General features: G+C 40.2%; 18 protein-coding genes. 7 read left to right on the top strand and 11 right to left on the bottom strand.

What is annotated here, in order from left to right; all coding sequences use genetic code 11:
• Positions 1-2 precede the first annotated feature (2 nt).
• From J8L73_RS09385 to J8L73_RS09355, 7 genes are all read left to right on the top strand, one after another.
• Positions 3-2,276: a TonB-dependent receptor gene (locus tag J8L73_RS09385; protein ID WP_211016516.1), complete on the top strand. Its 2,274-nt coding sequence runs from the start codon at positions 3-5 to the stop codon at positions 2,274-2,276.
• Between the two features lie 350 nt (positions 2,277-2,626).
• Entirely contained in the window at positions 2,627-5,926 is a 3,300-nt protein-coding gene (recC, locus tag J8L73_RS09380) for an exodeoxyribonuclease V subunit gamma (RefSeq protein WP_211016514.1), read from the top strand.
• Positions 5,913-9,485, top strand: coding sequence for an exodeoxyribonuclease V subunit beta (gene recB / locus J8L73_RS09375; RefSeq protein WP_211016512.1), 3,573 nt, complete (start codon positions 5,913-5,915; stop codon positions 9,483-9,485). The genes recC and recB overlap by 14 nt, the downstream gene beginning before the upstream one ends.
• Positions 9,482-11,512 (top strand): exodeoxyribonuclease V subunit alpha, encoded by a 2,031-nt coding sequence (recD, locus tag J8L73_RS09370; protein ID WP_211016510.1) that lies wholly within the window; start codon positions 9,482-9,484, stop codon positions 11,510-11,512. The genes recB and recD overlap by 4 nt, the downstream gene beginning before the upstream one ends.
• Positions 11,513-11,886: 374 nt before the next feature.
• Positions 11,887-13,212, top strand: coding sequence for a methyl-accepting chemotaxis protein (locus tag J8L73_RS09365; RefSeq protein WP_211016508.1), 1,326 nt, complete (start codon positions 11,887-11,889; stop codon positions 13,210-13,212).
• 572 nt (positions 13,213-13,784) lie between these two features.
• A complete protein-coding gene (locus J8L73_RS09360; protein WP_211016506.1) occupies positions 13,785-14,846 on the top strand; it encodes a hypothetical protein in 1,062 nt (353 codons plus the stop codon).
• A 51-nt stretch (positions 14,847-14,897) separates the two neighbouring features.
• A complete protein-coding gene (locus J8L73_RS09355; RefSeq protein WP_211016504.1) occupies positions 14,898-15,962 on the top strand; it encodes a hypothetical protein in 1,065 nt (354 codons plus the stop codon).
• A 35-nt stretch (positions 15,963-15,997) separates the two neighbouring features.
• On the opposite strand, the gene ttcA is transcribed toward J8L73_RS09355, so the two are convergent.
• The 11 genes from ttcA to ccoN all read right to left on the bottom strand — a co-directional run bounded on the left by ttcA (position 15,998) and on the right by ccoN (position 26,043).
• Complete coding sequence (gene ttcA / locus J8L73_RS09350) at positions 15,998-16,912, bottom strand: tRNA 2-thiocytidine(32) synthetase TtcA (protein ID WP_211016502.1); 915 nt, start codon at positions 16,910-16,912, stop codon at positions 15,998-16,000.
• Between the two features lie 103 nt (positions 16,913-17,015).
• The gene (uspE, locus tag J8L73_RS09345; protein ID WP_211016500.1) at positions 17,016-17,942 is read right to left on the bottom strand and encodes a universal stress protein UspE; all 927 of its coding nucleotides are present in this window, start codon (positions 17,940-17,942) and stop codon (positions 17,016-17,018) included.
• A 106-nt stretch (positions 17,943-18,048) separates the two neighbouring features.
• Positions 18,049-18,786, bottom strand: coding sequence for an FNR family transcription factor (locus tag J8L73_RS09340; RefSeq protein WP_211016498.1), 738 nt, complete (start codon positions 18,784-18,786; stop codon positions 18,049-18,051).
• Positions 18,787-18,854: 68 nt separating this feature from the next.
• Positions 18,855-19,526 (bottom strand): sulfite exporter TauE/SafE family protein, encoded by a 672-nt coding sequence (locus tag J8L73_RS09335; protein ID WP_211000476.1) that lies wholly within the window; start codon positions 19,524-19,526, stop codon positions 18,855-18,857.
• Complete coding sequence (ccoS, locus tag J8L73_RS09330; protein WP_002963071.1) at positions 19,519-19,686, bottom strand: cbb3-type cytochrome oxidase assembly protein CcoS; 168 nt, start codon at positions 19,684-19,686, stop codon at positions 19,519-19,521. The genes J8L73_RS09335 and ccoS overlap by 8 nt, the downstream gene beginning before the upstream one ends.
• The gene (locus tag J8L73_RS09325; protein ID WP_211016495.1) at positions 19,683-22,058 is read right to left on the bottom strand and encodes a heavy metal translocating P-type ATPase; all 2,376 of its coding nucleotides are present in this window, start codon (positions 22,056-22,058) and stop codon (positions 19,683-19,685) included. Before J8L73_RS09325 ends, ccoS begins: the two co-directional genes overlap by 4 nt.
• 8 nt (positions 22,059-22,066) lie before the next feature.
• Positions 22,067-22,558 (bottom strand): FixH family protein, encoded by a 492-nt coding sequence (locus J8L73_RS09320; RefSeq protein ID WP_211000478.1) that lies wholly within the window; start codon positions 22,556-22,558, stop codon positions 22,067-22,069.
• Between the two features lie 141 nt (positions 22,559-22,699).
• A complete protein-coding gene (gene ccoP, locus J8L73_RS09315; RefSeq protein ID WP_211000479.1) occupies positions 22,700-23,734 on the bottom strand; it encodes a cytochrome-c oxidase, cbb3-type subunit III in 1,035 nt (344 codons plus the stop codon).
• Positions 23,731-23,916, bottom strand: a complete 186-nt coding sequence (locus tag J8L73_RS09310; RefSeq protein ID WP_004588824.1) for a CcoQ/FixQ family Cbb3-type cytochrome c oxidase assembly chaperone — start codon at positions 23,914-23,916, stop codon at positions 23,731-23,733. Before J8L73_RS09310 ends, ccoP begins: the two co-directional genes overlap by 4 nt.
• Before the next feature lie 6 nt (positions 23,917-23,922).
• The gene (gene ccoO, locus J8L73_RS09305) at positions 23,923-24,597 is read right to left on the bottom strand and encodes a cytochrome-c oxidase, cbb3-type subunit II (RefSeq protein ID WP_058549800.1); all 675 of its coding nucleotides are present in this window, start codon (positions 24,595-24,597) and stop codon (positions 23,923-23,925) included.
• A 12-nt stretch (positions 24,598-24,609) separates the two neighbouring features.
• Positions 24,610-26,043 carry a cytochrome-c oxidase, cbb3-type subunit I gene (gene ccoN / locus J8L73_RS09300; protein WP_058549680.1) on the bottom strand — a complete coding sequence of 478 codons (1,434 nt, stop codon included), beginning with the start codon at positions 26,041-26,043 and terminating at the stop codon, positions 24,610-24,612.
• Positions 26,044-26,339 lie beyond the last annotated feature (296 nt).

The following is a 26,339-nucleotide window of genomic DNA, read 5'->3' as shown; positions in this document are numbered from 1 at the left end:
CAATGTACGCTTTAACAAATAAATCAGTTTTGAGTATGGCAATTGCTATGGCTGTATCATCAGCCGCTTATGCTAACGACAACGAAATAGAAGAAATAATCGTTACTGCCAAACCAACGAGTTACGCAAATAATGTGATTGAGCCTGCAATGCTTGAACAGCAAAGTACGGTGTCGAGTGTGTTATCAGTAATCGATAATTTACCAGGCATTAGCATAAATGAAGGTGATGCATTTGGTGGCGATGATTGGTCAACTACCATTACTATGCGCGGTTTTAGTATTGATTCAAACCAGCAGCAATTAGGGATGACCGTTGATGGTATTCCTAATGGTGGCTCAAACTACGGCGGGGGTGCTAAAGCTAACCGTTACCTTGAAACCGAAAACCTCGCTACCGTAGAAGTAGGTCAAGGTACATCTGATATTAAATCGGCCTCGCTTGAAGCGCTAGGCGGTACATTTAACTTTGTAAGTAAAGCGCCAAGCCTTGATAAAAGCACCACTTTTGCTTATACCTCAGGTAGCCACGATGCAACTCGTTACTATTTTAATCACGAAACCGGTACTATTTTTGACAATACTCAAGCGTATGTAAGTTACTCGCAAACTGATACCAGCCGCTGGATTGGCTCAGGTAGTAATGGGGGTAAAGACAACCAACATGCGGAGCTTAAATTTGTAACAACGCTTACAGATTTAACCATTACAGGGCGTTTATCTTACGATGATGTAAGCGAGACTAACTACAACAGTGTTAGCCTTGAGCAATTTGAACAAACACCTGAGTGGGATCAGCTAACATGGAACTGGACAGGCGTACCACATTACGACCAAATGTTTGCCGAAGGCTGGGGTACACTTCGTGAAAATACCTTAGCGTATTTAAAGTTTGAATATGCGCTTTCGCCCACATCGCTTATTACAGTGAGCCCTTATTATCATAATAACTCGGGCCGAGGCGATTGGATCCCACCTTATTTAACAACGCCCGTAGATGAAAACGGCAACCCAATGACCGAGGGCGGCACTAACGCGCTCTCGTATGGTTTTGTAGATAGCGATGGCAATGCACTTGCGCCAAATGAGGGCTGTACGGCAAGTTTAAGTTGGCCGTGGGAGTCGGGCCCTGGTTTAAACCCTGCGTGTTACGATCATACAGCAACTCCTGTTATGTCGTACCGTCATACACATTATAAAAAAGACCGCTTAGGTGTAACAGCTAACTACCAAGCTACCTTTGGCATGCACGATATAGAAGCCGGTTTTTGGTATGAGCAAAGCAACCGTGATGAATCACGCGATTGGCACAAAGTGATTAATGCCAGCATTTACCACCATTTTGATAGCACACCGTACTGGACGCAATATAAAAATACGTTTGAGACCAACACGCTAAAATGGTACGCGCAAGATTCAATGGCGCTTGGCGATTTTACGCTTAACTTAGGTGTTAAAAAGTACCTTGTTGATATTGAAAAGTACGACCATTACCAAAATGCCACAACAGCTAAAGTTAATAGCGACTCTGACGTGTTATTTAGTGGCGGTATTTTGTATCAATTAAATAATTCAACCGAGTTATTTGCCAGTTACAGTGAAAACTTTGCAGCCATAAAAGACGGTGTACTTGAGCGCGACAGCTCTGATCTATCAGCCATTGAGCCAGAAACCGCTGAAAACATTGACCTAGGTTTACGCTATCAAAACGACGCGCTAAAACTCACGGCAACAGCGTACTCAATAGAATTTGATAACCGCATAACCTTTATAGCACCGGGTAGCGATACCGGCGGTATTGATTACACGATAGGTACAAATGGCTCTTACTTAAATGTAGGCGGTATTGAATCAAAAGGTTTAGAACTAGCGGCAAGTTATATGCTTAACGCGCAGTGGAGCGTATACAGCTCGTACACGAATAATGACTCAGAGTACAAAGGCGATGCACCAGGGTTTGAAGCAGGTGAAAAAGTAATAGACTCAGTTGATGACTTGTTTGTGCTCTCTACAGACTACTACAGCGGCGATTTTCGTTTTGGGCTATCGGCTAAATACACTGGTGAGCGAGGAGATGTTGATGGCTACACTGTGGTTGATTTAAATGCCGGTTACTCAGCTGATGTAAATGCAGGGCCATTTAAAGCGCTAGATATTGCCTTTGTGGTATATAACATTACTGATGAAAGCTATTTAGCGGGCGGTACTGGCAACGGGAGTACTTATTATATTGGTGCGCCTCGTACGGCAGCGGTTACGCTTACTGCTACTTTTTAAGTAAACAAAACTGTTTTAAGCCCATCACTGATGGGCTTTTTATATTTATAGTCGAGTTCGAACTAGGGTGTTTGCACGAGTAAAGTTTAAAGTTAAACAACCCAGTAAAATGTGCTGGTTTATTATTTTATTTTGATTAATAGCCACGCTAAATGCACCATGTTTGAGTTTAGCGCCAATCATATAAGCGAGATTAAATTTAAAAAATAAACAGGCTTTAATACATACGTATGATGCATATGCAATTACATGCTAACTCGCTGATTTATTAGTGCCAATTTACTGATTGTGCTACCCCTATAATTGAAAATATCTTACACTGGTTTTATCTCAAGTAAGGTAGTTCGCGTATGCTCAATATTATCCAATCAAACCGTATGGAAGCGCTACAAGCGCAGTTTCATAAGCTGTTAAAAGTAAGCCCATTACAAAGCCCTTTCGATAAAGAAGTGGTGCTGGTGCAATCGCCGGGTATGTCGCAGTGGTTAAAAATTGGTTTAAGTGAACATTTGGGGATAGCAGCGCAGATTGATTTTCCGCTGCCATCGAGTTTTATTTGGCAGTTGTATCAACAATTACTGCCAAATGTACCTAAAGAGTCTGCGTTTAATAAGCCTAACCTTGCTTGGAAATTATTTGCAATACTCCCTAACTGTATTGATGAGCCACTTTATTTGCCGCTAAAAACCTATTTAGAGGGCGATATAGACGGGCAAAAAACGTTTGCGCTGTGCGAAAAAATAGCCGACGTGTACGACCAATATTTAATGTACCGCCCGCATTGGATTGCTAGCTGGGATAGCGGCAAAGATGAACTTGAGGACGTAGATGTAAACATTGCGCCATGGCAACCCGACTTATGGCGACGCATTGTAAAACTAAGCAAAGAGCTTGGGCAAAGCCAATTTCATCGCGCTAATATGCAAGGGCAGTTACTTGCAGCACTTGAGACTATGGATAATAGCTTATTACCTAAGCGCATTAGCTTATTTGGCATATCGGCGATTGCCAGTTCTCAGCTTGAAGTATTTGAAGCGCTGAGTAAAAAAACAGACGTGTTTTTATTCTTTTTTAACCCTAGTGAGCATTATTGGGGCGATATAATAGATGAAAAAACCGCTGCAAAAATAGCAGCAAAATACGCCAAAATGCCGCTTATAGAAGCTCAGCAAAAAAAACAAACTAATCCTGACGAAGAATACTACTTTATAGGTAACCCGCTTTTATCGTCGTGGGGTAAGTTAGGGCGTGATTACTTTGAGCAACTAGTACAACTTGATGCCCGATGGATAGATGGCTTTATAGACGTATTTGACGACACGTTACTTGGCCAAGTACAAAGTGAAATTTACCAGCTTGCGTTTAAGGGGGAGTCTCTTACCGACAACAAAGAGTGGTTTATAAATGATGAAGGCAAACTGCCGGTAAGCGCGACCGACACCAGTATTACCCTTAGCGATTGCCACACCCCTCTTAGAGAAGTTGAGCGTCTGCACGACTACTTACTTAATTTGTTTAATCAAAACCCGGCGCTTACACCAAAAGACATTATTGTAATGATGCCCGATGTTGGCACATACAGCCCCTATATTGAGGCCGTTTTTGGTGGGGCGCAAGGCAGCCGTTTTATTCCGTATGCCTTGGCCGATTTAGCCATAGAGCAAGAAAAACCCGTGCTTAGCTCGTTTGCCAGCCTAGCTAACTTACCGTTTTCGCGCTTTGGCGTGTCAGATATTCTTGATTTACTGCAAGTAACGCAAATTGCCGAAAAATTTGGCCTTGAAGCGCACGAGTACGAGCAAATTCAATACTGGCTTGAGCGAGTGGGCGTAAAATGGGGGATAAATGCTGAGCATAAAAGCAGCTTTGATTTACCCGCTATAGACTTAAATACTTGGCAACACGGGCTTAACCGCTTATTGCTTGGCATAGCGCAGCGCGACGAACAATGCCCGTTTAACGGTATATACAGTGCTGATGAAGTAGAAGGCATGGCACTTGATACGCTTAATAAGCTGGTGGATTTTATTAATGTGCTGCAACACTTTAAAGAGCAACTAACACCTGACGATACACTGACTAATAAAGCGCTTATTTTAAGCGAGTTATTAAACGCTATATACGAAAGTGAAAGTGACGATAGTTGGGATTTATTAGTACTACAAAAAGTGCTTGAAGAGTTACAAAAACATCACGATAACGGCGATTACAGCCAAGCTGTGTCGCAGCGCATTGTAAGTTACTTAATTAAACAAGGCATTCAAGAAAAAGGCGTAGGGCAGCGGTTTTTAGTCGGCCAGGTAAACTTTTGTACCCTAATGCCAATGCGCGCAGTACCGTTTAAAGTGATGTGTATGCTAGGTTTAAACGACGCTGATTATCCGCGTAACGTACAACCTATTGGTTTTGACTTAGTGCCGTATTCTAAAAAACAAAAAGGTGACCGTTCACGTAAATTAGACGACCGTTACTTATTTTTAGAGGCACTACTCAGTGCTCGTGACAGTTTATATATGAGCTATATAGGCCGCTCATGTTTTGATAATCAACCCCGTATGCCATCAACCCTTGTGAGTGAGCTTTTAGAATACATTGGCCGCAGCTTTGCGCTAACGAATGAAAGCGATAAGCAATTGCCCGCGTGTTTAATTAACCAGCAACACTTACAGCCCTTTAATAGTGCGTATTATTTAAAAAGTAATGAGCTAAGTAGTGCGCTAAATAATCACAGTTATAACCCTATTTGGCTGCCAAGCGAGTCTATTACGGTACAACCTGTTAGTGCACTTGACGTTACCCCTCCTGACACACTCGATTTAGACAGCTTTATTAGAAGCGTGTGCAATGCACAAGAGAGCTTTTATCAGCAAACGTTAGGTTTACGCCTGCCACAATTTAACGAAGTCGCAAAAGACGAGGAACCCTTTAGCCTAGATGCACTTCGTCGTTACTTTTATCTTGATGAAATACTCGACGCTAATATTAACGAGCAACCACTGAGTACTGAGCAAATATTACAGCGCGGTGAGCTGCCGCAGGCTAATGTAGGTAGTTTAATTTTTGAAGGGATGGAGCATCGAGTAGATGCACTTGCAGGGCAAGTTAAAGAGCAGATTAAAGGCGGGAAAAGTGAGCCCATTGAAGTCGCTCTACAAATAGAAAATACCAAAATAGAAGGCTGGCTAAATCATATTTATCTGCAAAAACAAGTGTTTTATCGAAGCGCCAGCATTAAAGCGAAAGATTTAATTAAAGGCTTTATATACCACTTAGCTGCACAAAGTATGGAGCAAGATGTAGAAACTCTTCTGCTTGGGCTTGATAAGCAAATTAGTTATGCGCCAATTAGCAAAGCCGATGCAGATGCCTTGTTAAGTGATTGGTTTGAGCTATATAAAGCGCTTCGCAAAGAGCCAATACCGTTTTTTCCGGTTAGTGGCTACGAGTACGTAAAAAGCGGCGGTGACATTGGCAAAGCCACTAGCAAGTTTAGCCCACAATATATTGGGCGCGGCGAGGGCGAAAACCCTTATATTCGCTTAACAGTGCAATCGCTCAATGACTGCCAAGAAGAATTTATAAAGTGGAGCGATAAGTTACTTGCACCATTGTTTGAACACGCAAAGGAGAGTGACCATGCAAGCGCTTAACCCACTAACTATGCCGCTAATAGGGCAAAGCTTAATAGAAGCCAGCGCTGGCACCGGTAAAACCTATACTATAACAGGCCTTTATTTGCGCTATTTATTAGGGATGCAAATAGAAGGTGAGCTAAATACGCCACTCAGTGTTGAGCAAATATTAGTGGTGACATTTACCGATGCCGCTACACAAGAAATTAAAGACCGTGTACGCAGCCGTATTATTGCTGCGCGCGACGCACTACTTGGACAAGACCCAAAAGATGAGTTAATAGAAGGTGTAATAGCCGCAATTGATGACAAACACCGCGCATTTGATTTACTTGATGCAGCGGCTAAATCAATGGACGAAGCAGCCATATTTACCATTCATGGTTTTTGTCAGCGAATGTTAAAACAGCATGCGTTTGAATCGGGTGTGGCGTTTAACCTTGAGTTTATTTTAGACGAGCGCGACATACTGCTCGAAACCATTAAAGATTTTTGGCGCGCGTTTGTATACCCGCTCAATAAAGAACGCACCGATGCTATTTTAGATGTATTTGCAGCCCCTGAGTCGTTATTTAGCCAAGTAAGTAGCGTGCTTAATAAAGCTAATGCGCACATTACACCGCAAATAAATTTAGACGATGTATGGCAAGCCCGTGATGAATACATAAATAAAGTACCCGCATTTAAAAGGGCGGTAATAGAGCAAGAATTTATTGCTGCGATTAAAGGCTCAGGCTTAAGTGGTTCTAAAACACCAGGACGCAAGGGGAGCTTGGCTGCGCTTGAAGCCTTTTGTGCAAGTGATGATTTGTTTTTTGAGTTTGGCACTAGCAAATATTCGTTTGAGGTATGGAGCAGCGAAAATTTAAGTGATGCGGCAAATTATAAAAAAAATCAGCCATTATTTACGCATCCATTACTGAGTCAGTTTGACGAACTCGCTGCGCTTAATAACACGATAAATCAAGGTTTAAAAATAGCGATAGTGCAGTACGCTTCACGCTGGGTTAAAGCCGCCATAGTAAAACGCAAGCAAGAGCAAAGCGTGATCACCCCAGATGATTTACTCACCAACTTACACAGCGCACTTAATGGTGAGCAAGGCGATGCACTCGCGCAAAAAATAGCGCAGCTATTCCCTGTAGCCATGATAGATGAATTTCAAGATACCGATCCGATTCAGTACGGTATTTTTAGTAAAATATACGGCCAAGAAAACACTTCGCTTGCCATGATAGGTGACCCAAAGCAGGCTATTTATGGCTTTAGGGGCGCTGATATTTTTACCTATATTGGTGCAAAAGAAGCGGTGCAAACAGATCAACAATTTACCCTCGGTACAAATTTTCGCTCAAGCACTGATATAGTAAATAGCGTTAATAGTTTATTTTGTAAACACGCTAATAGCTTTATTTATAACGACGCTATACCGTTTAACGCGGTGGCTGCTAAAGGTAAAAAAGCTGACGAAACATTTATAGTAGATGGTAAACCAGCCACTGCTTTTGAATTTAACGTATTTGTTGATGAAGCCGCAGATGAAAAAAACAAACCAACTAACAAAGGTGTAGGGCAAGCACATTTAGCCACTCATTTTGCTAATAAAATTGTTACCTTGCTTGAAAAAGCAAAACAAGGCACAGCATGCATAGGCAATAAGCCTGTAAGCGCTGCCGACATTTGTATATTAGTACGCGACCGTGTAGAAGCACAAATAATGAAAAAAGCGCTGGGTGATGCCAAAATTTCTAGCGTTTACTTATCACGAGAAAGTGTTTTTAGCCAAGAGCTTAGCCATCATTTACTTAACTTTTTAACGGCTTTACATGGTCAGTACGACGAGTCATTACTGCGTGGTGTGCTTGCCGGCCCATTATTTTGTTTAAGTTATAGCGATATATTTGCTCTCGCCGATGATGAAAATAAATGGCAAGAGCACTTAAACTTTTTTGCACAGCTTAGTCATGTTTGGAACAAACAAGGCGCTATGGCCATGCTTGAGCGCTTAATGAGCCACAATCAGCTAAGCGCTAAATGGCAAGGTTTAGGGTATAACGTAGAACGATGGCTAACCGATTTTAGGCACTTAGGTGAAATACTCCAGCAAAAACAAATTGAGCTTGAGGGCACCTTACGTTTGCTGCGATGGTTTGCACAAAAGGTAAGTCAACAAGATGGTGAAACCGTACAAGTACGCCTAGAAAGCGATGCTAACTTAGTTAAAATTGTAACAATGCATGCATCAAAAGGGCTTGAATACCCACTGGTATTTATGCCTTTTGCTAGTGGTTATCGCGAAACCAAGGAAGCGCTTTATCATGATAAAGGTAAATTGGTTTACGATTTAAGTAAAAATGAAGATGCACTACAAAAAGCAGAGCAAGAGCGCCTTGCAGAAGACCTACGGCTATTATACGTAGCGCTTACCCGTGCTGTACATTTTTGCTCGCTGGGCGTTTATAACTTAGGGCAAGGGCAGAGCAGCCGCTTAGCGATTCAAAGTAGTGCACTTGGGCATGTTTTATTTTCAGGACTTGAGCTTTCAAGCAGCCAAGTATGGCGTACACATTTAAGTGAATTTTGTGATGCTAATAAAGCGATGAGTTATCAGCAATTTACCTCACAAGCGTTGTTAGAGCAGGGCACATTACGTTTTGCACAAAGCGAAAACCCACCCCAAGCGCTAAGTATTAATAGTGTAACGGCAACTATTGAGCGTGACTGGCGAGCAACTAGCTTTAGTGCGCTGAGCTTTAAAAAGCACACTGACCATATAGAGCCTGGGCGTAGTGATGAAGATCATGAAAAGGATGAGTTTGCAGCACAAGAAGACGAGCTACCTTCTCCTTACAGTTTTCCTAAAGGTGCAAAACCGGGCAGTTGTTTACACGAAATATTTGAGCAAATTGATTTTACAAGCCCACTTGAGCACCCTACAAATAAAGAGCAAAACCTAGACGAGGTTGTAAAGCGTGCGCTTGAAAAGTACCACATTAGCGAAAGCTGGCAAAGTGTAACTGAGCAGTGGATACTCGATTCGTTGCAATGCCCATTAAATGCTAACAGCAGTAATGATTTAAGCTTGAGTAAATTAGCGCCAAGTGATTGCCTGGTAGAAATGGAGTTTAATTTACCGCTGAGCAGTTTAAGTGCCCCTAAAGTAAACGAAATCCTTATTAAACATTTTGGCTTTACTCAAAGCAAACTAGAATTTGCTCATGTAAAAGGGCTTTTAAAAGGCTTTATAGATTTAATATTTTGCTATCAAGATAAGTATTACATTTTAGATTATAAGTCTAATTACTTAGGTAATACTCCTGCAGATTATAAGAGTGACTTACTAGAGCAAGCGATGAGTAGTCATCAGTATCATTTACAGTATTTAATATATACCGTTGCTTTGCACCGGTTGTTAAAACAACGCATTAGTGATTACTCAATAGAGACCCATTTAGGTGGTGTTTATTACACCTTTTTACGTGGGATGCCTGCAAGGCAAGGCGTGTATTTTAAAAAATTAACGCAAGAGCAAGTAACTATTTTAGATGGCTTGTTTAGCCAAGGAGCTATGCTATGAGCGATTTAAACCAGCAGCCGGGTTTGTTTGATGATATTGACGAGGCACACATCGACGAGCCGTTTACACATGATCCAGCAGAGCTAATACCACAGCCACAGTTAGCCAATAATGTGAGTACTGTTTCGTTACTTGAATATTTAACAGCGCAAAACTGTGTTCGTATGGTTGATATAAAGCTTGCACAATTGCTATGCGGTAATGAGTTTGAACAATCGGATAATGAATTATTTTATATTATTTTGTTACTGTGTTTATCACAGCAAAGTCAGCATAGCTGCTTAACATTAAACGATGTTGATTGGAGTAACCCGTTTAATTTGCGCCAAAGTGATTTTAATAAACTCGAAGGAAATATACCCGACACATTAACGCCCTTTGCAGAGGACTTTAATGCTCAAACCGCGTATAACTACTTACAAAATCACCAAAGCGTAGGCGAAAGTAAACCACTGCAATTGTTTAATGAGCGCCTTTATTTTGCGCGCCTAGCAGGTTATGAGCAAACATTAGCCACAAGGCTATTAAGTATGAGCGAGCGAAAACTCAATATAAATAACGAGGTGTTAGCTGCGCTTTTAAATACTTATTTTCCCACAAACCCAGCAATTGAAACTGATTGGCAAAAAGTAGCATGTGCTATTGCTGCAACCAAAGGGTTTAGTGTGATCACCGGAGGGCCTGGCACCGGTAAAACCACTACGGTGACTAAGTTACTCGCTATTTTACAGTCACTTTATAAAACAGCACCGCTAAGCATTAAGCTGGTGGCACCAACAGGTAAGGCGGCAGCACGTTTAAGTGAGTCTATTTTAGGGGCTAAAAATAAGCTTACAACGATTCCCGATGATATTAAAACGCTGATACCTCAAAGTGCTCAAACTATTCATCGTTTATTAGGCGTAAAACCGTTTACTAATAAATTTAGGCATAATATAGCTAATCCACTGCATTTAGATGTATTAATTATTGACGAAGCGAGCATGGTCGATTTATCGCTAATGGCCAAGTTAATAGAAGCACTGCCTGCGCATGCACGCTTAATATTACTAGGCGATAAGGATCAACTAGCCTCGGTTGATACCGGCAGTGTAATGAGTGATTTATGCCAAGGGTTAGCGCTTGGACAAACGCCTAATTATTCAAAAGCGCGGTGCGATGAGCTAAATCAGTTATGTTTTAATGGAAATAATAAATTAGCGACTCAAACACATAGCGAATTTAAACTTGCTGACTGTATTGCATTTTTACAGCACAGTTATCGATTTGATGCACAAAGTGGCATTGGTCAACTAGCTCTTGCAGTAAACACCAATAACACCGGTATTTTAAATTACGTTGAGCAAGAAAGTACTGAGGGGCGCTTTAACGATGTGATTTTAGATTACGACTTTGTGGCAAAACCCATCGAAAAGCTCGTAAAGAGTGCTGCGGGGCATTATAAAAATTACTTAGAGCTTATTGCTCAAGGTGCAAGCGTTGCACGAATACATGGCGCATTTGCTAATTATCAATTACTTGCTGCCGTGCGCGAAGGTGATTACGGTGTAAATAGTTTAAATCTACGTATTGAAAGAGCCCTACAGCAGCAGGGTTTAATTACCGTTAGCCCTAATCAGCGTCATTATAGTGGTATGCCTATTATGGTGAGTCAAAACGATTACCAGCTTAAGCTTTTTAATGGTGATATTGGTATTTTAATGCCCGATGAAAGTAATCAACTAAAAGCAATATTTATAGATGAGCAAGGTAATGAACGTGCATTTTCACCCGCGCGCTTACCCGCTCACGATAAAGTGTATGTAATGACTATACATAAATCTCAAGGCTCTGAATTTAACTATACAGCAATGGTGCTGCCTGCACTTAAGCAAGCTCGTATGGGTATAAACAGGCAATTAGTGTATACCGGTATAACACGTGCTAAAAATAAGTTTGAGCTGGTGGCAGATAAAAAAGTGTTGCAACTAGCAATGAATAAAAGTGTATCCCGAGCATCTGGCTTATATGAAAGGCTAAATAGTTAATTTAGTTTTAACTGCTTATTATTTATCGCGTTATTGTAATTACCTTCTATACTGAGATTAACTTATATTAATTGTATCAGGGCATGTTGTTTTTAGTGGTTGAACTACAAGCTACCTATGTGGTTTTTAGGCAAGGCTGAGCTGATGTAGTGTGGTTATTTCCTACTCATAGGTGATAACACAATATAAATACCAAACATGCGCTGTTCAAAGGGTTCTTTCTAGGATTATTATTTTTTGTGCCTTAAGCCAGTAGTGTAACGCAGGATCAGTTACCTAGCCCACTAGGTTACAAATGTTGTACCGCGATTAAATCGCTTTAGATTGAACAAATTTCAATTAACAAAGATCAACTCGCCTTAGTAAGGATATTAATGTTTTTTTCTAAAAATAAACAAAATGAAATCGCCTCTTTAAAAGCTGAGCTTTATCCTCTGCAACAAGTATGGGAAGGCCTTTATCGTGAGATGTTAGTTGTTAATATTCTTTATGATGGGCGTATTTCTCATGCCAATGATTTATTTTTGCAGAAGCTCGGTTATGACGAAGATACGTTAACGAATAATCCCTTTAATGATTTTATTACTGAGCAGTCGCGTCAATCTAAAGATTTTGCAAGCTTACAACAAGCAATTAAAACAGAAGGCCACTGGGGTGGCACATTACAAATTACCCGTTTTGATGGTAAAGCACAATGGTTACGCTTAATAGTACACCCAGTAAAAGGTGAGCAAGATCAGCTTCTTTATTTTTCTATATTTGGCAGCGACTTAACCAAAACTATTACGGCATCTCGTGAGCAAAGCGACACAATCAAAGCTATTTATCGTTCAATGGCAGTGATTGAATTTGATTTAGAAGGTCATGTATTAAAAGCAAATGATCAGTTTTTAGCTGCAATGGGTTATCAAGAAAAAGAATTAATAGGCAAACACCATCGTACATTTTGTGAACCAGCAGAAGCAAATTCGCAAGGATATCAAGAGTTTTGGAAAAAGCTACGTGAAGGGCAATTTATAGCGGAGCGTTTTAAACGTGTTGATAAATATGGGAACATTGTGTGGCTTGAGGCTTCTTACAATCCTATTTCAAATGATGCTAATGAACTTTACAAGGTTATGAAGTTTGCAACGGTTATTACAGATCAAGTTAATCAAGAAATAGCTATATCGCAAGCAGCAGAAATTGCTTACAACACATCAACACAAACAGATAAAAAGGCAGAGCAAGGCGCTGGTGTAATTAAAGACACTGTTGCAGTCATGACTGAACTGGCAATAAATATGGAGCAAGCAGCTAGCGAAATATCGGCGCTTGATCAGCAGTCGCAGCAAATAGCAAGTATTGTACAAAGCATTAGCAGCATAGCTGAGCAAACAAATTTACTTGCTTTAAATGCTGCAATAGAAGCCGCACGCGCTGGAGAGCAAGGGCGAGGCTTTGCTGTGGTAGCTGATGAAGTTAGACTTTTAGCGTCGCGTACATCAAAAGCAACTGAAGAAATTGTCGAAGTAGTGCAACGAAACCGCTCGCAAACTCAAAATACGGTTTCGGTTATAGAGCAAGGGCAGGAAAAAGCAGAACGTGGCTTAGCATTATCTAAAGAGTCTGGTGATGTTATGAGCGAAATACAAAACGGCGCGCAGGAAGTAGTCAATGCGATAGGCCAGTTTACAAGCGAGCTAAAAGCGAGCAGTTAATCTACTTGTAAAATACTTGGCTTTAATAGAGCCAAGTATTTAAATTAATGTATAACTTTTATAAATAAATTCATTATATCAACCCCTCACCTGAAATTAAGAAATCCTACATCGCACTCAGTTTAATAATTTTTGTCCTCAAAAATTAGCCCCATATAAATAATTTCACTTTATACAATTATTGTTTATTGACTAACCTGAGTTCTGAATAAGAAAACTTATCTTTAGCTGCTATTTTGCCCTAACTACGTTGAATTTACTTGCTATAAGCCCATAAATGCGCCTTTTCTCACTGAATATATTTGACTAGAGAAAGAAACTAAAATATCACTAAAATATCACTAAAATATCACTAAAATTCAATATGTTAGTTAATTTCTTAATTAGAGTTCATGTTAACTAATTGATTTGAAATAGTAGTAGTCTTAATTTAAGTAAATGATAATAAGCTGTTGCAATTTAGAGCGCTGCTCCTAATACTGATGCTTGTGCTGTCTTAGTGCAGAACAACACACGACATGAATACCTTAAATGATTAAAAACACATTGAACACACACGATTAGGATATTATATGAACAACAAAAAGCGCACACAAAAACTAAGTTACTTACTTGGTGCAGGCCTTGCTATGTTAATGAGCTTTTCTGCGGTAAGTAAAGACTACAAGATTATTTTAATTCACGGTTTACAGACTTCTCAAATAACAAATAAGTCTGGAAGCGATGTTGTTAATGATGGCGAAACCTATTGGCAGTCGTACTGGAATAACAAAGCGGACGAACGTATAGATTGGCCTGCATACGAGCGAGTAGAAGGTAAAATTGCAACCGATTGGGTATGGCCTAAGTTAAAGCAAATTTCACGTTCAAATCTATGTGATCAGGGCTGTGTGTTAGTAACGCATTCAACGGGTGATTTGATTGCGCGCCATATCATTGATAATCAAGAAAATTGGCTAGAAAATGCGGGCTTAGAACCGCTGAAAATTGTGGCGACCTTCGATTTAGCGGGTGCAGGGGGCGGTAGCGAGCTTGCAGATATTGCAGTAAGTGCATTAACTGGTGCAGCATGGAACTTTGCAGTCGATGCTGCACTCAAATGGTGGTTAGGAAGTGATGTAACAAAAGCCGTGGGCGTTTTGCACGACTTAAAAGTAAATAATGCGCGTAAAATTTCTCCGCTTCCTGATGCTCGTACCCCTCGTTTACGTTTTGTAGCCGATGGAAATGCATATTTAGGTTTAACCGGTGTTTTTTTAAGAGGCAATGATGATTCGGTCGTTGCATCGCATTCGTCATGTGGCGCAAGCTCTGCACAATCGTTTGGCAGTTGCAGTCAAACGATTGATACAGATGGACGTTTAAAGTCGCAAGGTGATGCTGTAAATAGCTTTATGCCCAACCATTACCCAATGATGATGAGTGACAGTTATAGCCATAATGAAATTCATAACGCGCAGCGCAAAGGCAATGTGACTACTGCAATGAATAATATAGGCGTTGATGGTCAAAATGTTGGTTTTACTACTTTTGATGAAACAACAGGAACTTGGTTTTGGAAAAAGCAGTATCGCTATATAAAAGACTCAAATAGTAAAAGTGCGTCAGCACTTATTTATAGTGTGATCCCATAAAAATAAATAGCGTGCAGTGATCTGCACGCTTTAAAGGAATATTTAATACTTATGAAGAAATTTTACGCAGTGGCGTTAATTATCAGTATAGCTTTATATACTTTATGGTTTGTTAACCAAAGTGGGGAAACTCTAAACGATGAGCAAAAAAAACAGTTGGTTTATCAATCAGCTGTAGCTACTGCCCCTGTGCCTAGTAAAGTAATTGCTATTGATTTACCAAAAAATAAAAAAATAGAGTCAAAAAAACAAGTTGCCTTTAATGAAGATTTAACACACGCGGCAGAGCAAGTGGTTATGCAATATGAAAGCGCCCTTAAATATCCGCCTTACTCTCAACCTTTAAACCCGCATGATGAAGACCGTTTAAAGCCAAATCAATTTTACCCTGTAATAAGCCCAATTAATGAGTCTGACAATGAAGCGCTTACCCTGAGCTTAAAGCAATATAGGTATGTTTACCCAGAAGAAATTAAGTTGAGTGTAAGTGCTACTAACTTAACTAAAGTAAACGTTGAGTTATCAAATACAGATACCAAAGAAGTGCTAAATACTTACAAGGGCTCAGCGCGACAAGGCGAGGCTATTGTTACTTTTAAAGCTAAAGAAGACTACCCACGTAATTTACAAATATTTGTTGATGCCGATATAGCAGGGAAAAAAGTACCAGTAGTCGCGCAGATTCAATATATGCCGCCTAGTGCCACGTTAACAGGGTTCGAAAGTGCTTATCCTCAAAATGAAAATATGCTTGTGCCTGCAAATTTAACTGTAAAAAAGAGTGGTCTCTATCGTGTAAGGGCTAATTTATACAGCGGTGACACACCTCTTGCACATTTAGTGGCTAAAGAGCGTCTGTCTATGGGGAGCCAAAGCGTAACCTTAAAAGCGCATTGGTCGGTGTTACCGCAGGGTATTACTAATATGCACTTAAGTGACTTTGTGATTGAGAGAATGTCACCAAGCCCGGGTGAGCTTAATAGTTTTGGTAATATTGAGGTGAGTATGTTTGAAATCACTGATTTTGCATACGATAGCTTGCAACAATTACCGTATCAGGCAAATAATCAAGAAAAGCTAAGTTTAGAGTTTCTACAAGGATTAGCTAAGGGTTAAAAAAAGGGCTTAAAACAAGCCCTTTAATTTGTAATTTAGCTTAAATTTATAGTAACTACATCAGCTTGAGCTGGCTGGTCATCGTCAGTATTTATAGGCACTTTTGGAATATCTGGCTTATCTAGCGCAATATCACCACCATCTATTACTTCACCGGTTTTTAGGTTTTCAAAATCAAATAATTCAGCATCAGCTAAATGAGAAGGCACTACATTTTGCATTGCTGTAAAAATACTTTCTATACGGCCTGGGTGTTCTTCGTTCCACTTAACAAGCATGTTTTTGGTGTGCTTACGCTGTAAGTTTTCTTGTGAGCCACATAAGTTACACGGAATGATAGGGTAACCCTGTACAAAAGCATATTGGCTTATGTCGGCCTCTTTGCAATACGCCAATGGACGAATAACCATATGCTCGCCATTATCGCTCATTAATTTAGCCGGCATACTTTTAAGCTTGCCACCGTAAAACATATTTAAAAAGAGTGTTTCGATCATGTCATCGCGGTGATGGCCAAGTGCTATTTTAGTCGCGCCAAGTTCTTTTGCCGTACGATATAAAATACCGCGACGTAAGCGAGAGCAAAGTGAGCACGTTGTTTTACCTTCAGGGATTATATCGGTAACAATGCTGTAGGTGTCTTCTTCGACAATTTTGTATTCAATATCAAGTTTATCAAGATACTCAGGCAGTACATGCTCAGGAAAGCCAGGTTGCTTTTGATCGAGGTTTACCACGAACAAGTCAAACTTAATTGGCGCTACACGTTTAAGGTGCTGAAGCATTTCAAGCATGGTGTAGCTGTCTTTGCCGCCTGATAAACACACCATGATACGGTCGCCTTCTTCAATCATATTGAAGTCCATAACGGCTTGACCAGTTTGGCGGCGTAAACGCTTTTGAAGCTTATTTAAATTAAATTGAGCTTTAGCTTGATCTGAATGTGACAATTACGCCCCCTTGATAAACATACGCAAAGTTAATTGCTAAAAAGAAAGGGGCGTATTATATACCCAAGTACTATGGGTATTAAAGCGCTAGTTAAGGCTTTGTTTAACTTTTGGCAAGAGGGCTAACATAACCGTCTGGTTTTAATGCAAGTACATCGCAATCTAAACTATCAATTACATGCTCTGCGGTGTTACCCACTAAAGCCGCGCTTAAACCAGTACGTCCAACAGTGCCAATAACCACTAATTCGCTATTTAAACGTTTAGCTACATCAGGAATTACGTCCTCAGGTAGGCCTTCTTCAATAAAACATTGCTCTGTCGTTAAATTAAAGTCGTTAGCAAGCTGTGTTGTAGATTCAATGTGATGTTTTTTTACTGATTCGTTATAAACACCCGGGTTAAACTCGGGTATTTCTATCGCAATATTTACAGGTGTTGCTGGGTATGCATTAACTAAGTTAAGTTTTGCGTTTGCCAGTTCACATAAAAACTGCGCATCTTTAATAATGCGCTTATTAAGTGCAACGTGTTCATCATTTTCGCTTACAGCATTAATAGCAGCTAAAATATTACCTTCTTCTGGCCACGCCATTTCTTTTACGAACAACACTGGAGAGGGGCATTTACGCACTAAATGCCAATCAGTAGGAGTAAATATAACTGATTTAAGCGCGCCGTGCTGATGTGTGCCTTTAATGACTAGGTCAAAGCTTTGCTCCATAACGGTATTAATAATGGCTTCATAAGGGCGGTTATGCCAAACCACTTGGGTATCTATATTGATATTTTTGTAGGGAGAGACTAAGTCAGTGAGCCACAGTTCACGGTCTTTTAAAACGGCGCTTCGCATGGCTTCTCGTTCTTCACCGGAGAGCATGGTGGTCATTTCGTAAGAGAAGTCGTAAACCGTCATAAAGGCGGTAATACTTGCGCCGGACTTCTTAGCTAGCTCAATTGAGCGAGATAAGCCGTGCTGATCGTCTTTGGTAGGATCGACAACCGCTAAAATGCGTTTTATGGTGTTCATGAGCTACTCCTTAGTTGAAGTTCTGTATTTAGTGTAACGCATATACAAAACAGTTAAAGGGGTAGCACATAAATTGTTGTTCTAAATCAAAGTTGCAGTGAGGTTTTTAACAAGGCTTAACGATTGCCGCCGCTTTAGCGAGTGCGTCATTATCTAAAATAGTAATAAATTTACCTTCAACTTTGATTAAATCAGCTTTTTGGAAACGACTTAATAATCGACTAATGGTTTCAACAGTTAAACCTAAGTAATTACCAATTTCGCCACGAGTCATGGTAAATCTGAACTCTTTGCGCGAAAAGCCACGTTCACCGAAACGCTCTGAAAGATTATAAATAAAACTGGCTAAGCGCTCTTCTGCCGATTTTTTATTAAGCAGTAATAGCATTTCTTGATCGTAGGTAATTTCGCTGCTCATTAAGCGCATTATTTGCTGGCGTAACTTAGGTAATTTACCAGCGAGTTCATCAAGGGTATCAAATGGAATTTCGCATACCATAGAGGTTTCTAGTGCCTGAGAAAAGCTTTGGTGAGCCATTTTACTTATCGCATCAAAACCAACTAAATCACCCGCTAAATGAAAGCCAGTAATTTGCTCATCGCCTTGCTCTGAGAGTGTATAAGATTTAAATGAGCCAGAACGTACAGCGTAAATAGCCTGCAAAGGTGCACCAGATTCAAATAAATAGTCACCTTTATGCAGTGGTTTTTTTCGCTCAATAATTTCGTCAAGCTTATCCATTTCTTGGCCATTTAACGAAAATGGCAGACATAACTGGCTTATACTGCAATTATTACAGCTAATAGCACAGTTACTTTTAGCGCGACTTTGAGAGAAATCCATAATTTAATCCGTTTTAGTTATTATATACACTGAGGCAAATAAACCTTCAAGGCTGATACATTCTAAGATTAATGTACTAGCTTGTCGGTTGCAATAATCAATAAGTAGATACCATACCAAATTATAACGCTGCCTAATACAATTCGGGTCCATGGATGATTTATTATGCTGTTGAGTTTTTGAGCCGCTAAACCCAGTGTGATCATGGCTGGAAATGTACCAAGCGCAAAACATAACATTACAATAGCACCATCTAAGGCGGTTGGGCTCGTCATTGCCCACGTGAGCGCAGAATAAACCAAACCACACGGAAGCCAGCCCCATAATGCGCCATAACCCAATGCTTTAACTGTTGAGTCAACAGGCATTAAATATTTATTAAGCTTAACAATATGTTGCCAAATAAGTGTTTTACCTATTTTCTCTAACCACTGCAATGTAGGCCCTAAGCGCATTATATAAACGCCTACTAGTAGCATAAAAATTGCGGCAATAAATGAAAGCGTGATAGAAAATGATGTGTTTTGTTTAGCAAACTGACTGCTTATACCTGCAACGAGTGCGCCTGCAACCATGTAGCTTAATGCTCGCCCAATATTATAAGCGAATGAGTAGGTAAGTGTTTTTCGCTTGTTGCTGGCTAATTGTAAAGAGCTTGCAATACCTCCGCACATAGCAAGGCAGTGGCCGCTACCAATTAGGCCCATTAAAAAAGCGCTAATATAAAGAGGGTCAATCATTACTTTTGTTGTGCTGCTCTTTATCGTCTTCAAACAAAATACTGTGACCTTGTTTGTTTAAATCAGAAAATTGCTCGCTTTTAACAGCCCAAAAAAATACGCCAATAGCAATAATGACGAACAATATAGCAATGGGGATCAAAATATAAATTATGCTCATAACTTTAAAAGCCTTAGTGAATTGCTAATAACAATGATTGAGCTGGCAGACATTCCAATAACGGCCATCCATGGAGCAACAAGGCCAAGAGCTGCCAGCGGCAATATTGATGCATTATACAACAAAGACAGGGCAAGGTTTTGCTTAATAATACGCCTAGTTTGCTTAGCCACATTTAATAGGTGATCAATTGACGCTAAGTCACTATTTAGCAGTACAACATCAGCACTATTTTTAGAAATATCAGCGCCGGTTTCCATCGCAATAGATAAATGGGCACTGGCAAATACGGGGCTGTCGTTAATGCCATCACCGACCATTGCAACCACCTCATTTTGCGATGACCACTGCTCTACAGCAGTTTGTTTATCTTTAGGTGAGAGGCCTGTTTGCACACTTTCAAGTTTTAGCTGCTTAGCAATTTTTTGCCCTGCATCTGAAGCATCACCCGTTAGCATATGGCAGCTTAAATTTTGCGACTGCAAAGCGCTAATAAGTTTTGTTGCATCACTTTTTACTTTATCAACAAAATAAAAGCGCGCGACTACCTGTTTGTTTATGTACAAACTGGCTTGGGCGTTGGTTTTTTTACTTTCAAACCAGCCGCTTTTACCAATAGCATAATGGTTAGCTTCATTTTGTGCGCTAATACCAAGGCCGGGATGCACCTCTATATTATTTAAATCATGCTGAGCGGTGGGGTATTCATTAAATGCACTCGCTATAGGGTGCTCAGAGTAACGCTCAAGCTGAGCCGCTATTTTTAAAACATCAGCTTTGCTGTAGTTTTCATCAAGTATATCTACCGCGTCGAGTGTAAATTTCCCTTGGGTAAGCGTGCCTGTTTTATCAAAAGCAAATAATGTTAGTTGTGAGAGCGTTTCAAGTACATGCGCTTGCTTTATCAATATGCCTTTTCGGGTAAGTGTTGCAACGGCGCAAGTAAGTGCGGTTGGAATAGCTAGACTCAAAGCACATGGGCAAGTGGCAACTAGCACCGAAATAGTGATCCAAAATGCGTGATCAGGGTCTATTTGATACCAACCAATAGCAGTTATCGAGGCAAATATAAGTAAAGATGCAATAAACCACTGAGCTACTTTATCAGTTATCTCCACTAATTTAGGGCGCTTAGTTAACGCATTGTGTTGCAGGCGAATAATTTGGTTTAAAAGCGTGTTTTGGCCAATTTTATTAATTTTTATTTCTATTACGCCATCGTGATTAACGCAGCCCGCATAAACATTGTGACCAATAAATTTAGTAACGGGTTGATGCTCGCCGGTCATCATTGACTCATCAACTGTTGTTTTACCTTTAACTAACTCACCGTCGGCTGGAATAGTTTCACCCGCTTTTATGAGTACTATATCGTTTAGTTTTAGTTTTTTTGCCGCAATAATGTGCTCATTACCGTTTACATCTAGTGTGCGGGCAGTAAGAGGGAGTAGTTTTTGTAAGTTAGCTGTAAATTCACTGGCTTTTAATCGGGCTCTAAATTCTAAGTATTTACCTAGCAATAGCAAAAAGGTAAACATGCAAACCGATTCAAAATAAACTTCGCCCACTTGCATAAACGTAGCATAGCAACTTGCCCCATAAGCTCCAAAAATAGCAAGCGATACGGGTAAATCCATGTTGAGTTGTTTGGCTTTCAAACCATTAATGGCATTAGTTAAAAAAGGTAGCGCGCTGTACAAAATAACCGGTGAGGCAAGCACTAAGCTTATCCACCTAAAATATTGCTCAAAGTTGCTATCCATTCCTGAAAACATGCCAAAGTACATGGCAAAGGCAAACATCATTACTTGCATGGTCATTAGCCCAGCAACACCTAAGCGACGAATATACGCTTTAGCTGTTTGCTGTTTTTGTTGGGCTTCTGTATCAGCTTGAAACGGGTAGGCTTTGTAGCCAATTTTAGCCAAAGAGGTAATGATTTTGCTCAGTGGTGTGTTTGTTTTATCCCACTGGATCATAGCGCGATTAGTTGAGGTGTTTACGTCAACGCGCTTAACTGTTTTTAGGCTTAGTAATTGTTTTTCGATAAGCCAGGCACACGCTGCACAGGTAATGCCCTCAACACTTAATAATACTTCAGAGATGTTGTCATTTGTGGCTATAAACTCATCTTGTATGTCTTCATTGTCGTAGCTTTTTATGAACGCGAGTTGCTCTGGTACTAATTGCTCTACTTTACCGGCTCGAACAGTGCGGTATTTGTAGTAGTCGGTCATGCCTTGATCAACAATGTTTTGCGCAACCGCTTGGCAGCCAATACAACACATTGGCTGTACCATGTTATCTATAATAACAGCTGCACTAAACCCTTTAGGCACACTTTCAAGGCAATGAAAGCAAGAAGTACTCATATTTATTACTACTTATAATTAGGCGTAACTAACAAAGGCTGCTCTGTAGGAAGTGTGATGTTTTCTTTTAACTTCCAGCTGCCATCTATAGGTTCTATAAACACAGAGTAGGCGCCCGGCGTGTAGTTTTCGAGTAGAGCTGTAAATTCTTTATTAGCATTTGCAGTTAGTGTAGCGGCAAAGTCATGGGCTTTAATGGTGCGATGATAAAATGATAATTTTAACGCAGGTACATTACTATAATCGCCTTTAGTGAATTTAAAACTAACACGTTCATCAGTCACATTAAGCTCACCATGTAAAAATAGAGCTTTGGCTTTTTCAAACTTAGTAAGCTCTAAATTAATAGCTTTACCTTTTTTATAGTAATCATCTACCACCATATCTGGGCCATTGCCCACAGCAGTAATAATTAATGTTATGCACCCAATAATGGCCGCGAGCGGGAAAAAGATTAAAAACCAAGGCCAAAAATTTTTATACCACGGAGTAGGTTGCATAGTTGCTCTAAAATTAGTTTAGGTGGGGCTATTTTATAGCAAATATTTGTAAAAGACTAAAAAAAAGCCTCCGACTGGAGGCTTTTTTGATCTGGATTAATCTATTGAAATAAAAAGATTAATTATTGGTTAACCCAATGTTTACTGATCTTGCGATAAGCTGTAAACATACGCAGTTAACAAGTGAATTTTATCTTCACCTAAAATGTCTTTCCATGCTGGCATAACACCGGCGCGGCCATGGTTAAGCGTTTCTTCAACAGCGCGTTGAGAGCCACCATATAACCAAATGTTATCTGTTAGGTTAGGTGCACCAAACGGAAGGTTATGTGCAACCGACCCTTTACCATCAGCACCGTGACACGCTGCACACATGGCAAACTTAGCGGCACCAGCGGCTGCATCTTTTTGGTTAACAGTACGACCTGAAAGGCTTAAAACATGAGCCGTCATTTCTTTAACGCCTTGCTCACCAAGTGCAGCGCCCCAAGAAGGCATTGCAGCTATACGACCATAAAGAAGCGTTTCTTTAATTTTGTCAGGTGAGCCACCGTATAACCAATCTTTATCAGTTAGGTTAGGGAAACCAGTTCCACCACGGGCATCAGAGCCATGACACTGAGCACAGTTTTGCGAAAATAAGCGCTGACCAATTTCAAGTGCTAATTGGCCATCTGTTTGCTCGTGTTTATCACCATTTTCAAGAGCAACTTGCTGCGCTGCATCACCTTCAAATTTAGAATTAACTAAATCTAAAACGGGTACTTGTGCAAGTTTGTTGAAAATAGGACCAAAACGCTCTTGTGCAGCCTCATACTCTTTATCAAGTTTAACATAGCGGCCTTCTTCAGCAGCTAGTTTTGTTGCTTCTTTAGACTCAGCTAAAGAGGTAATACCTTGGTTAGAGCTGGTCCATTTACCTAAACCTTCCCAGTTACCTAAACCTGGGTAAGCTGCAAGATAATATACAGACCATATGAATGTCGCAAAGAACATATATGTCCACCACTTTGGTAGTGGATTGTTCAGCTCTGTAATACCGTCATATTCATGCCCACAATCTTCACCTTCTTTTACGCCAGCATAGTTTTTAAGGTTCCAAACTAATAAGCTAAAGATGATAACTAAACAGGCTAGGGTTAAAACAATAACCCAAATACTCCAAAAGCTAGTCATTTTTCAGACTCCTTTTCCTCGTTAGAGAGTGTGTTGTTATGTTTTTTTTCATCTTCAAAAATGGCATTAGCAGCGTCATCAAAACGATTTTTGCTACGTTTGCTGTATGCCCATACAACAATCACAATAAACAATACTAAAATTACCAGAGTCAAAATGCCTCTGTATGTTCCGTAATCCATAATTTTTTACTTCAAGTGGGTGCCAAGTTGCTGTAAATACGCGATCAAGGCTTGCATTTCTGTTGCGCCTTCGCCGTTATTCATAGCGTTAACTTTTTCAACATCTGCTTGAAGCTCTTCGTCGCTGCCATAACCTAAACCCGGGTGTTTAGGGTTTTCAGGGTTGATAGCAAAAGTATCACGGAAAATTTGTAGTTTTTTCAGAGTTAGGCTGGTATCAACCGTTGTCTCTGCTAACCAAGGAAAACCTGGCATGTTCGACTCAGGAACCACGGCACGTGGGTCAACTAAGTGTGCATAATGCCAATCGTCCGAATAACGTTTACCTACACGAGCAAGGTCAGGACCAGTACGTTTAGAACCCCATTGGAAAGGGTGATCCCATACTGACTCGCCAGCTACAGAGTAGTGACCGTAACGCTCAACTTCGTCGCGAAAAGGACGGATCATTTGTGAGTGACAGTTGTAACAACCTTCACGTACATAAATGTCTCTGCCTTCCATTTCTAGCGCGTTAAGTGGGCGCAGGCCTTCAACAGGTTTAGTTGTATCGTCTTGGAACATTAGCGGAGTAATTTCAACTAATGCACCAAAACTAATAGCAAAAACAGTCAGAATAGCCATTAGGCCAACGTTCTTTTCTACTATTTCATGTTTGTTTTGTGAATTTTTATTGCTCATCATCTCACTCCGTTATGCTAATTGTGCTTGCGCGTCTAACTTCAGTGATTCTTTTTCAGCTGAAATTGTACGGAAAACGTTATAAGCCATAACTAACATACCTGTTACGATGAATACACCGCCTACAAAACGCATAATGTAGAAAGGATGCGACGCTTCTAAAGACTGAACAAAGCTGTACATTAATGTACCGTCAGAGTTAACTGCACGCCACATTAGACCTTGCATTACACCAGAGATCCACATTGCAACAATGTAAAGTACAACACCTACCGTGTGTAACCAGAAATGGGTATTAACCAATTTAACGCTGTACATACGACCTTGTGCGAATAACGCGGGGATAAGGTGGTAAATAGCACCGATTGAGATCATAGCAACCCAACCTAGTGCACCTGAGTGTACGTGGCCGATTGTCCAATCTGTGTAGTGAGATAACGCATTTACAGATTTAATTGCCATCATTGGGCCTTCAAACGTAGACATACCGTAGAAAGACAATGAAACAACTAAGAAACGAAGAACTGGGTCGGTGCGAAGCTTATGCCAAGCGCCAGACAGCGTCATGATACCGTTAATCATACCACCCCAAGATGGAACGAATAAGATAATAGACATAACCATACCTAAACTCTGCGTCCAATCAGGAAGTGCAGTGTAATGAAGGTGATGAGGACCAGCCCAAATATATAATGAAATAAGTGCCCAAAAATGAACTACCGATAAACGGTATGAGTAAACTGGGCGGCCAGCTTGCTTTGGTACAAAGTAATACATCATACCTAAGAAACCAGCAGTTAGTAGGAAACCTACAGCGTTGTGACCGTACCACCACTGAACCATTGCATCTACCGCACCTGCGTAAATAGAGTATGATTTAGTTAACGATACTGGTACTGCCATGCTGTTTACAATGTGAAGCACTGCAACAGTAATAATAAAGCCAGCGTAGAACCAGTTAGCAACATATATGTGCGACACTTTGCGCTTAATTAAAGTACCAAAAAATACTATTGCGTAAACTATCCAAACCACTGCGATTAAAATATCGATTGGCCATTCAAGTTCTGCGTATTCTTTTGAGCTAGTAATACCAAGAGGTAAAGTGATTACTGCTAGTACAATAACTAACTGCCAGCCCCAAAACGAAAAGGCGGCGAGTTTGTCTGAGAAAAGACGCGTTTGACAAGTACGTTGAACGACGTAATAAGACGTCGCAAAAAGTGCACTGGTACCAAATGCGAAAATTACTGCGTTCGTGTGTAACGGACGTAGTCGAGAGTAAGTTAACCATGGTGTATCAAAGTTAAGTGCTGGCCAAGCTAATTGGGCAGCAATCAGAACCCCAATACTCATGCCAACGATGCCCCAAATCACTGTCATAATAGCGAATTGGCGTACAACCTTATAGTTATACTCAGTTTGTGATGCTACTGTTTGGCTCATTTTCTGGCTTCCGCTGCAATAAATGCGTTTAGAAATGAATTACCCACTTTAAAAAAGTGGGGCCTACTATTTTTCTCAAGCGTGTTACCTAAAACGTTCAAAGCGTGAATGCTTCAGAAAACAAACTCGAGAAACCCTTATTTTTTGCGGGTGAAATGATAAATTTTTTGGCCTAAAAAAGATAGGTCAATTACATAAAATTATGACATCAATCAAACTTTGTGAGCTTGTTGTTTATTTTTTGATACAGTTTGTGCCTAATTTTCACTAATAGTAACACTCACACTTGTTATTTA

The organism is Pseudoalteromonas sp. MMG006 (genome assembly GCF_018101025.1).
In the GTDB taxonomy this organism is placed as follows: Bacteria; Pseudomonadota; Gammaproteobacteria; order Enterobacterales; family Alteromonadaceae; genus Pseudoalteromonas.
Note: the sequence above shows the minus strand (reverse complement) of the source record. Positions and strands in the feature narration are given on the sequence as shown.

Bases quoted from the DNA above. Each gene is read 5' to 3' on its own strand.
- recD (WP_211016510.1), top strand. From the start codon at position 9,482: ATGAGCGATTTAAACCAGCAGCCGGGTTTGTTTGATGATATTGACGAG.
- J8L73_RS09310 (WP_004588824.1), bottom strand. From the start codon at position 23,916: ATGGATTACGGAACATACAGAGGCATTTTGACTCTGGTAATTTTAGTA.
- ccoN (WP_058549680.1), bottom strand. From the start codon at position 26,043: ATGAGCCAAACAGTAGCATCACAAACTGAGTATAACTATAAGGTTGTA.
- J8L73_RS09320 (WP_211000478.1), bottom strand. From the start codon at position 22,558: ATGCAACCTACTCCGTGGTATAAAAATTTTTGGCCTTGGTTTTTAATC.
- recB (WP_211016512.1), top strand. From the start codon at position 5,913: ATGCAAGCGCTTAACCCACTAACTATGCCGCTAATAGGGCAAAGCTTA.
- recC (WP_211016514.1), top strand. From the start codon at position 2,627: ATGCTCAATATTATCCAATCAAACCGTATGGAAGCGCTACAAGCGCAG.
- uspE (WP_211016500.1), bottom strand. From the start codon at position 17,942: ATGAACACCATAAAACGCATTTTAGCGGTTGTCGATCCTACCAAAGAC.
- J8L73_RS09325 (WP_211016495.1), bottom strand. From the start codon at position 22,058: ATGAGTACTTCTTGCTTTCATTGCCTTGAAAGTGTGCCTAAAGGGTTT.
- ccoO (WP_058549800.1), bottom strand. From the start codon at position 24,597: ATGAGCAATAAAAATTCACAAAACAAACATGAAATAGTAGAAAAGAAC.
- ccoS (WP_002963071.1), bottom strand. From the start codon at position 19,686: ATGAGCATAATTTATATTTTGATCCCCATTGCTATATTGTTCGTCATT.
- J8L73_RS09365 (WP_211016508.1), top strand. From the start codon at position 11,887: ATGTTTTTTTCTAAAAATAAACAAAATGAAATCGCCTCTTTAAAAGCT.
- ccoP (WP_211000479.1), bottom strand. From the start codon at position 23,734: ATGACTAGCTTTTGGAGTATTTGGGTTATTGTTTTAACCCTAGCCTGT.
- J8L73_RS09360 (WP_211016506.1), top strand. From the start codon at position 13,785: ATGAACAACAAAAAGCGCACACAAAAACTAAGTTACTTACTTGGTGCA.
- J8L73_RS09385 (WP_211016516.1), top strand. From the start codon at position 3: ATGTACGCTTTAACAAATAAATCAGTTTTGAGTATGGCAATTGCTATG.
- J8L73_RS09340 (WP_211016498.1), bottom strand. From the start codon at position 18,786: ATGGATTTCTCTCAAAGTCGCGCTAAAAGTAACTGTGCTATTAGCTGT.
- J8L73_RS09355 (WP_211016504.1), top strand. From the start codon at position 14,898: ATGAAGAAATTTTACGCAGTGGCGTTAATTATCAGTATAGCTTTATAT.
- J8L73_RS09335 (WP_211000476.1), bottom strand. From the start codon at position 19,526: ATGATTGACCCTCTTTATATTAGCGCTTTTTTAATGGGCCTAATTGGT.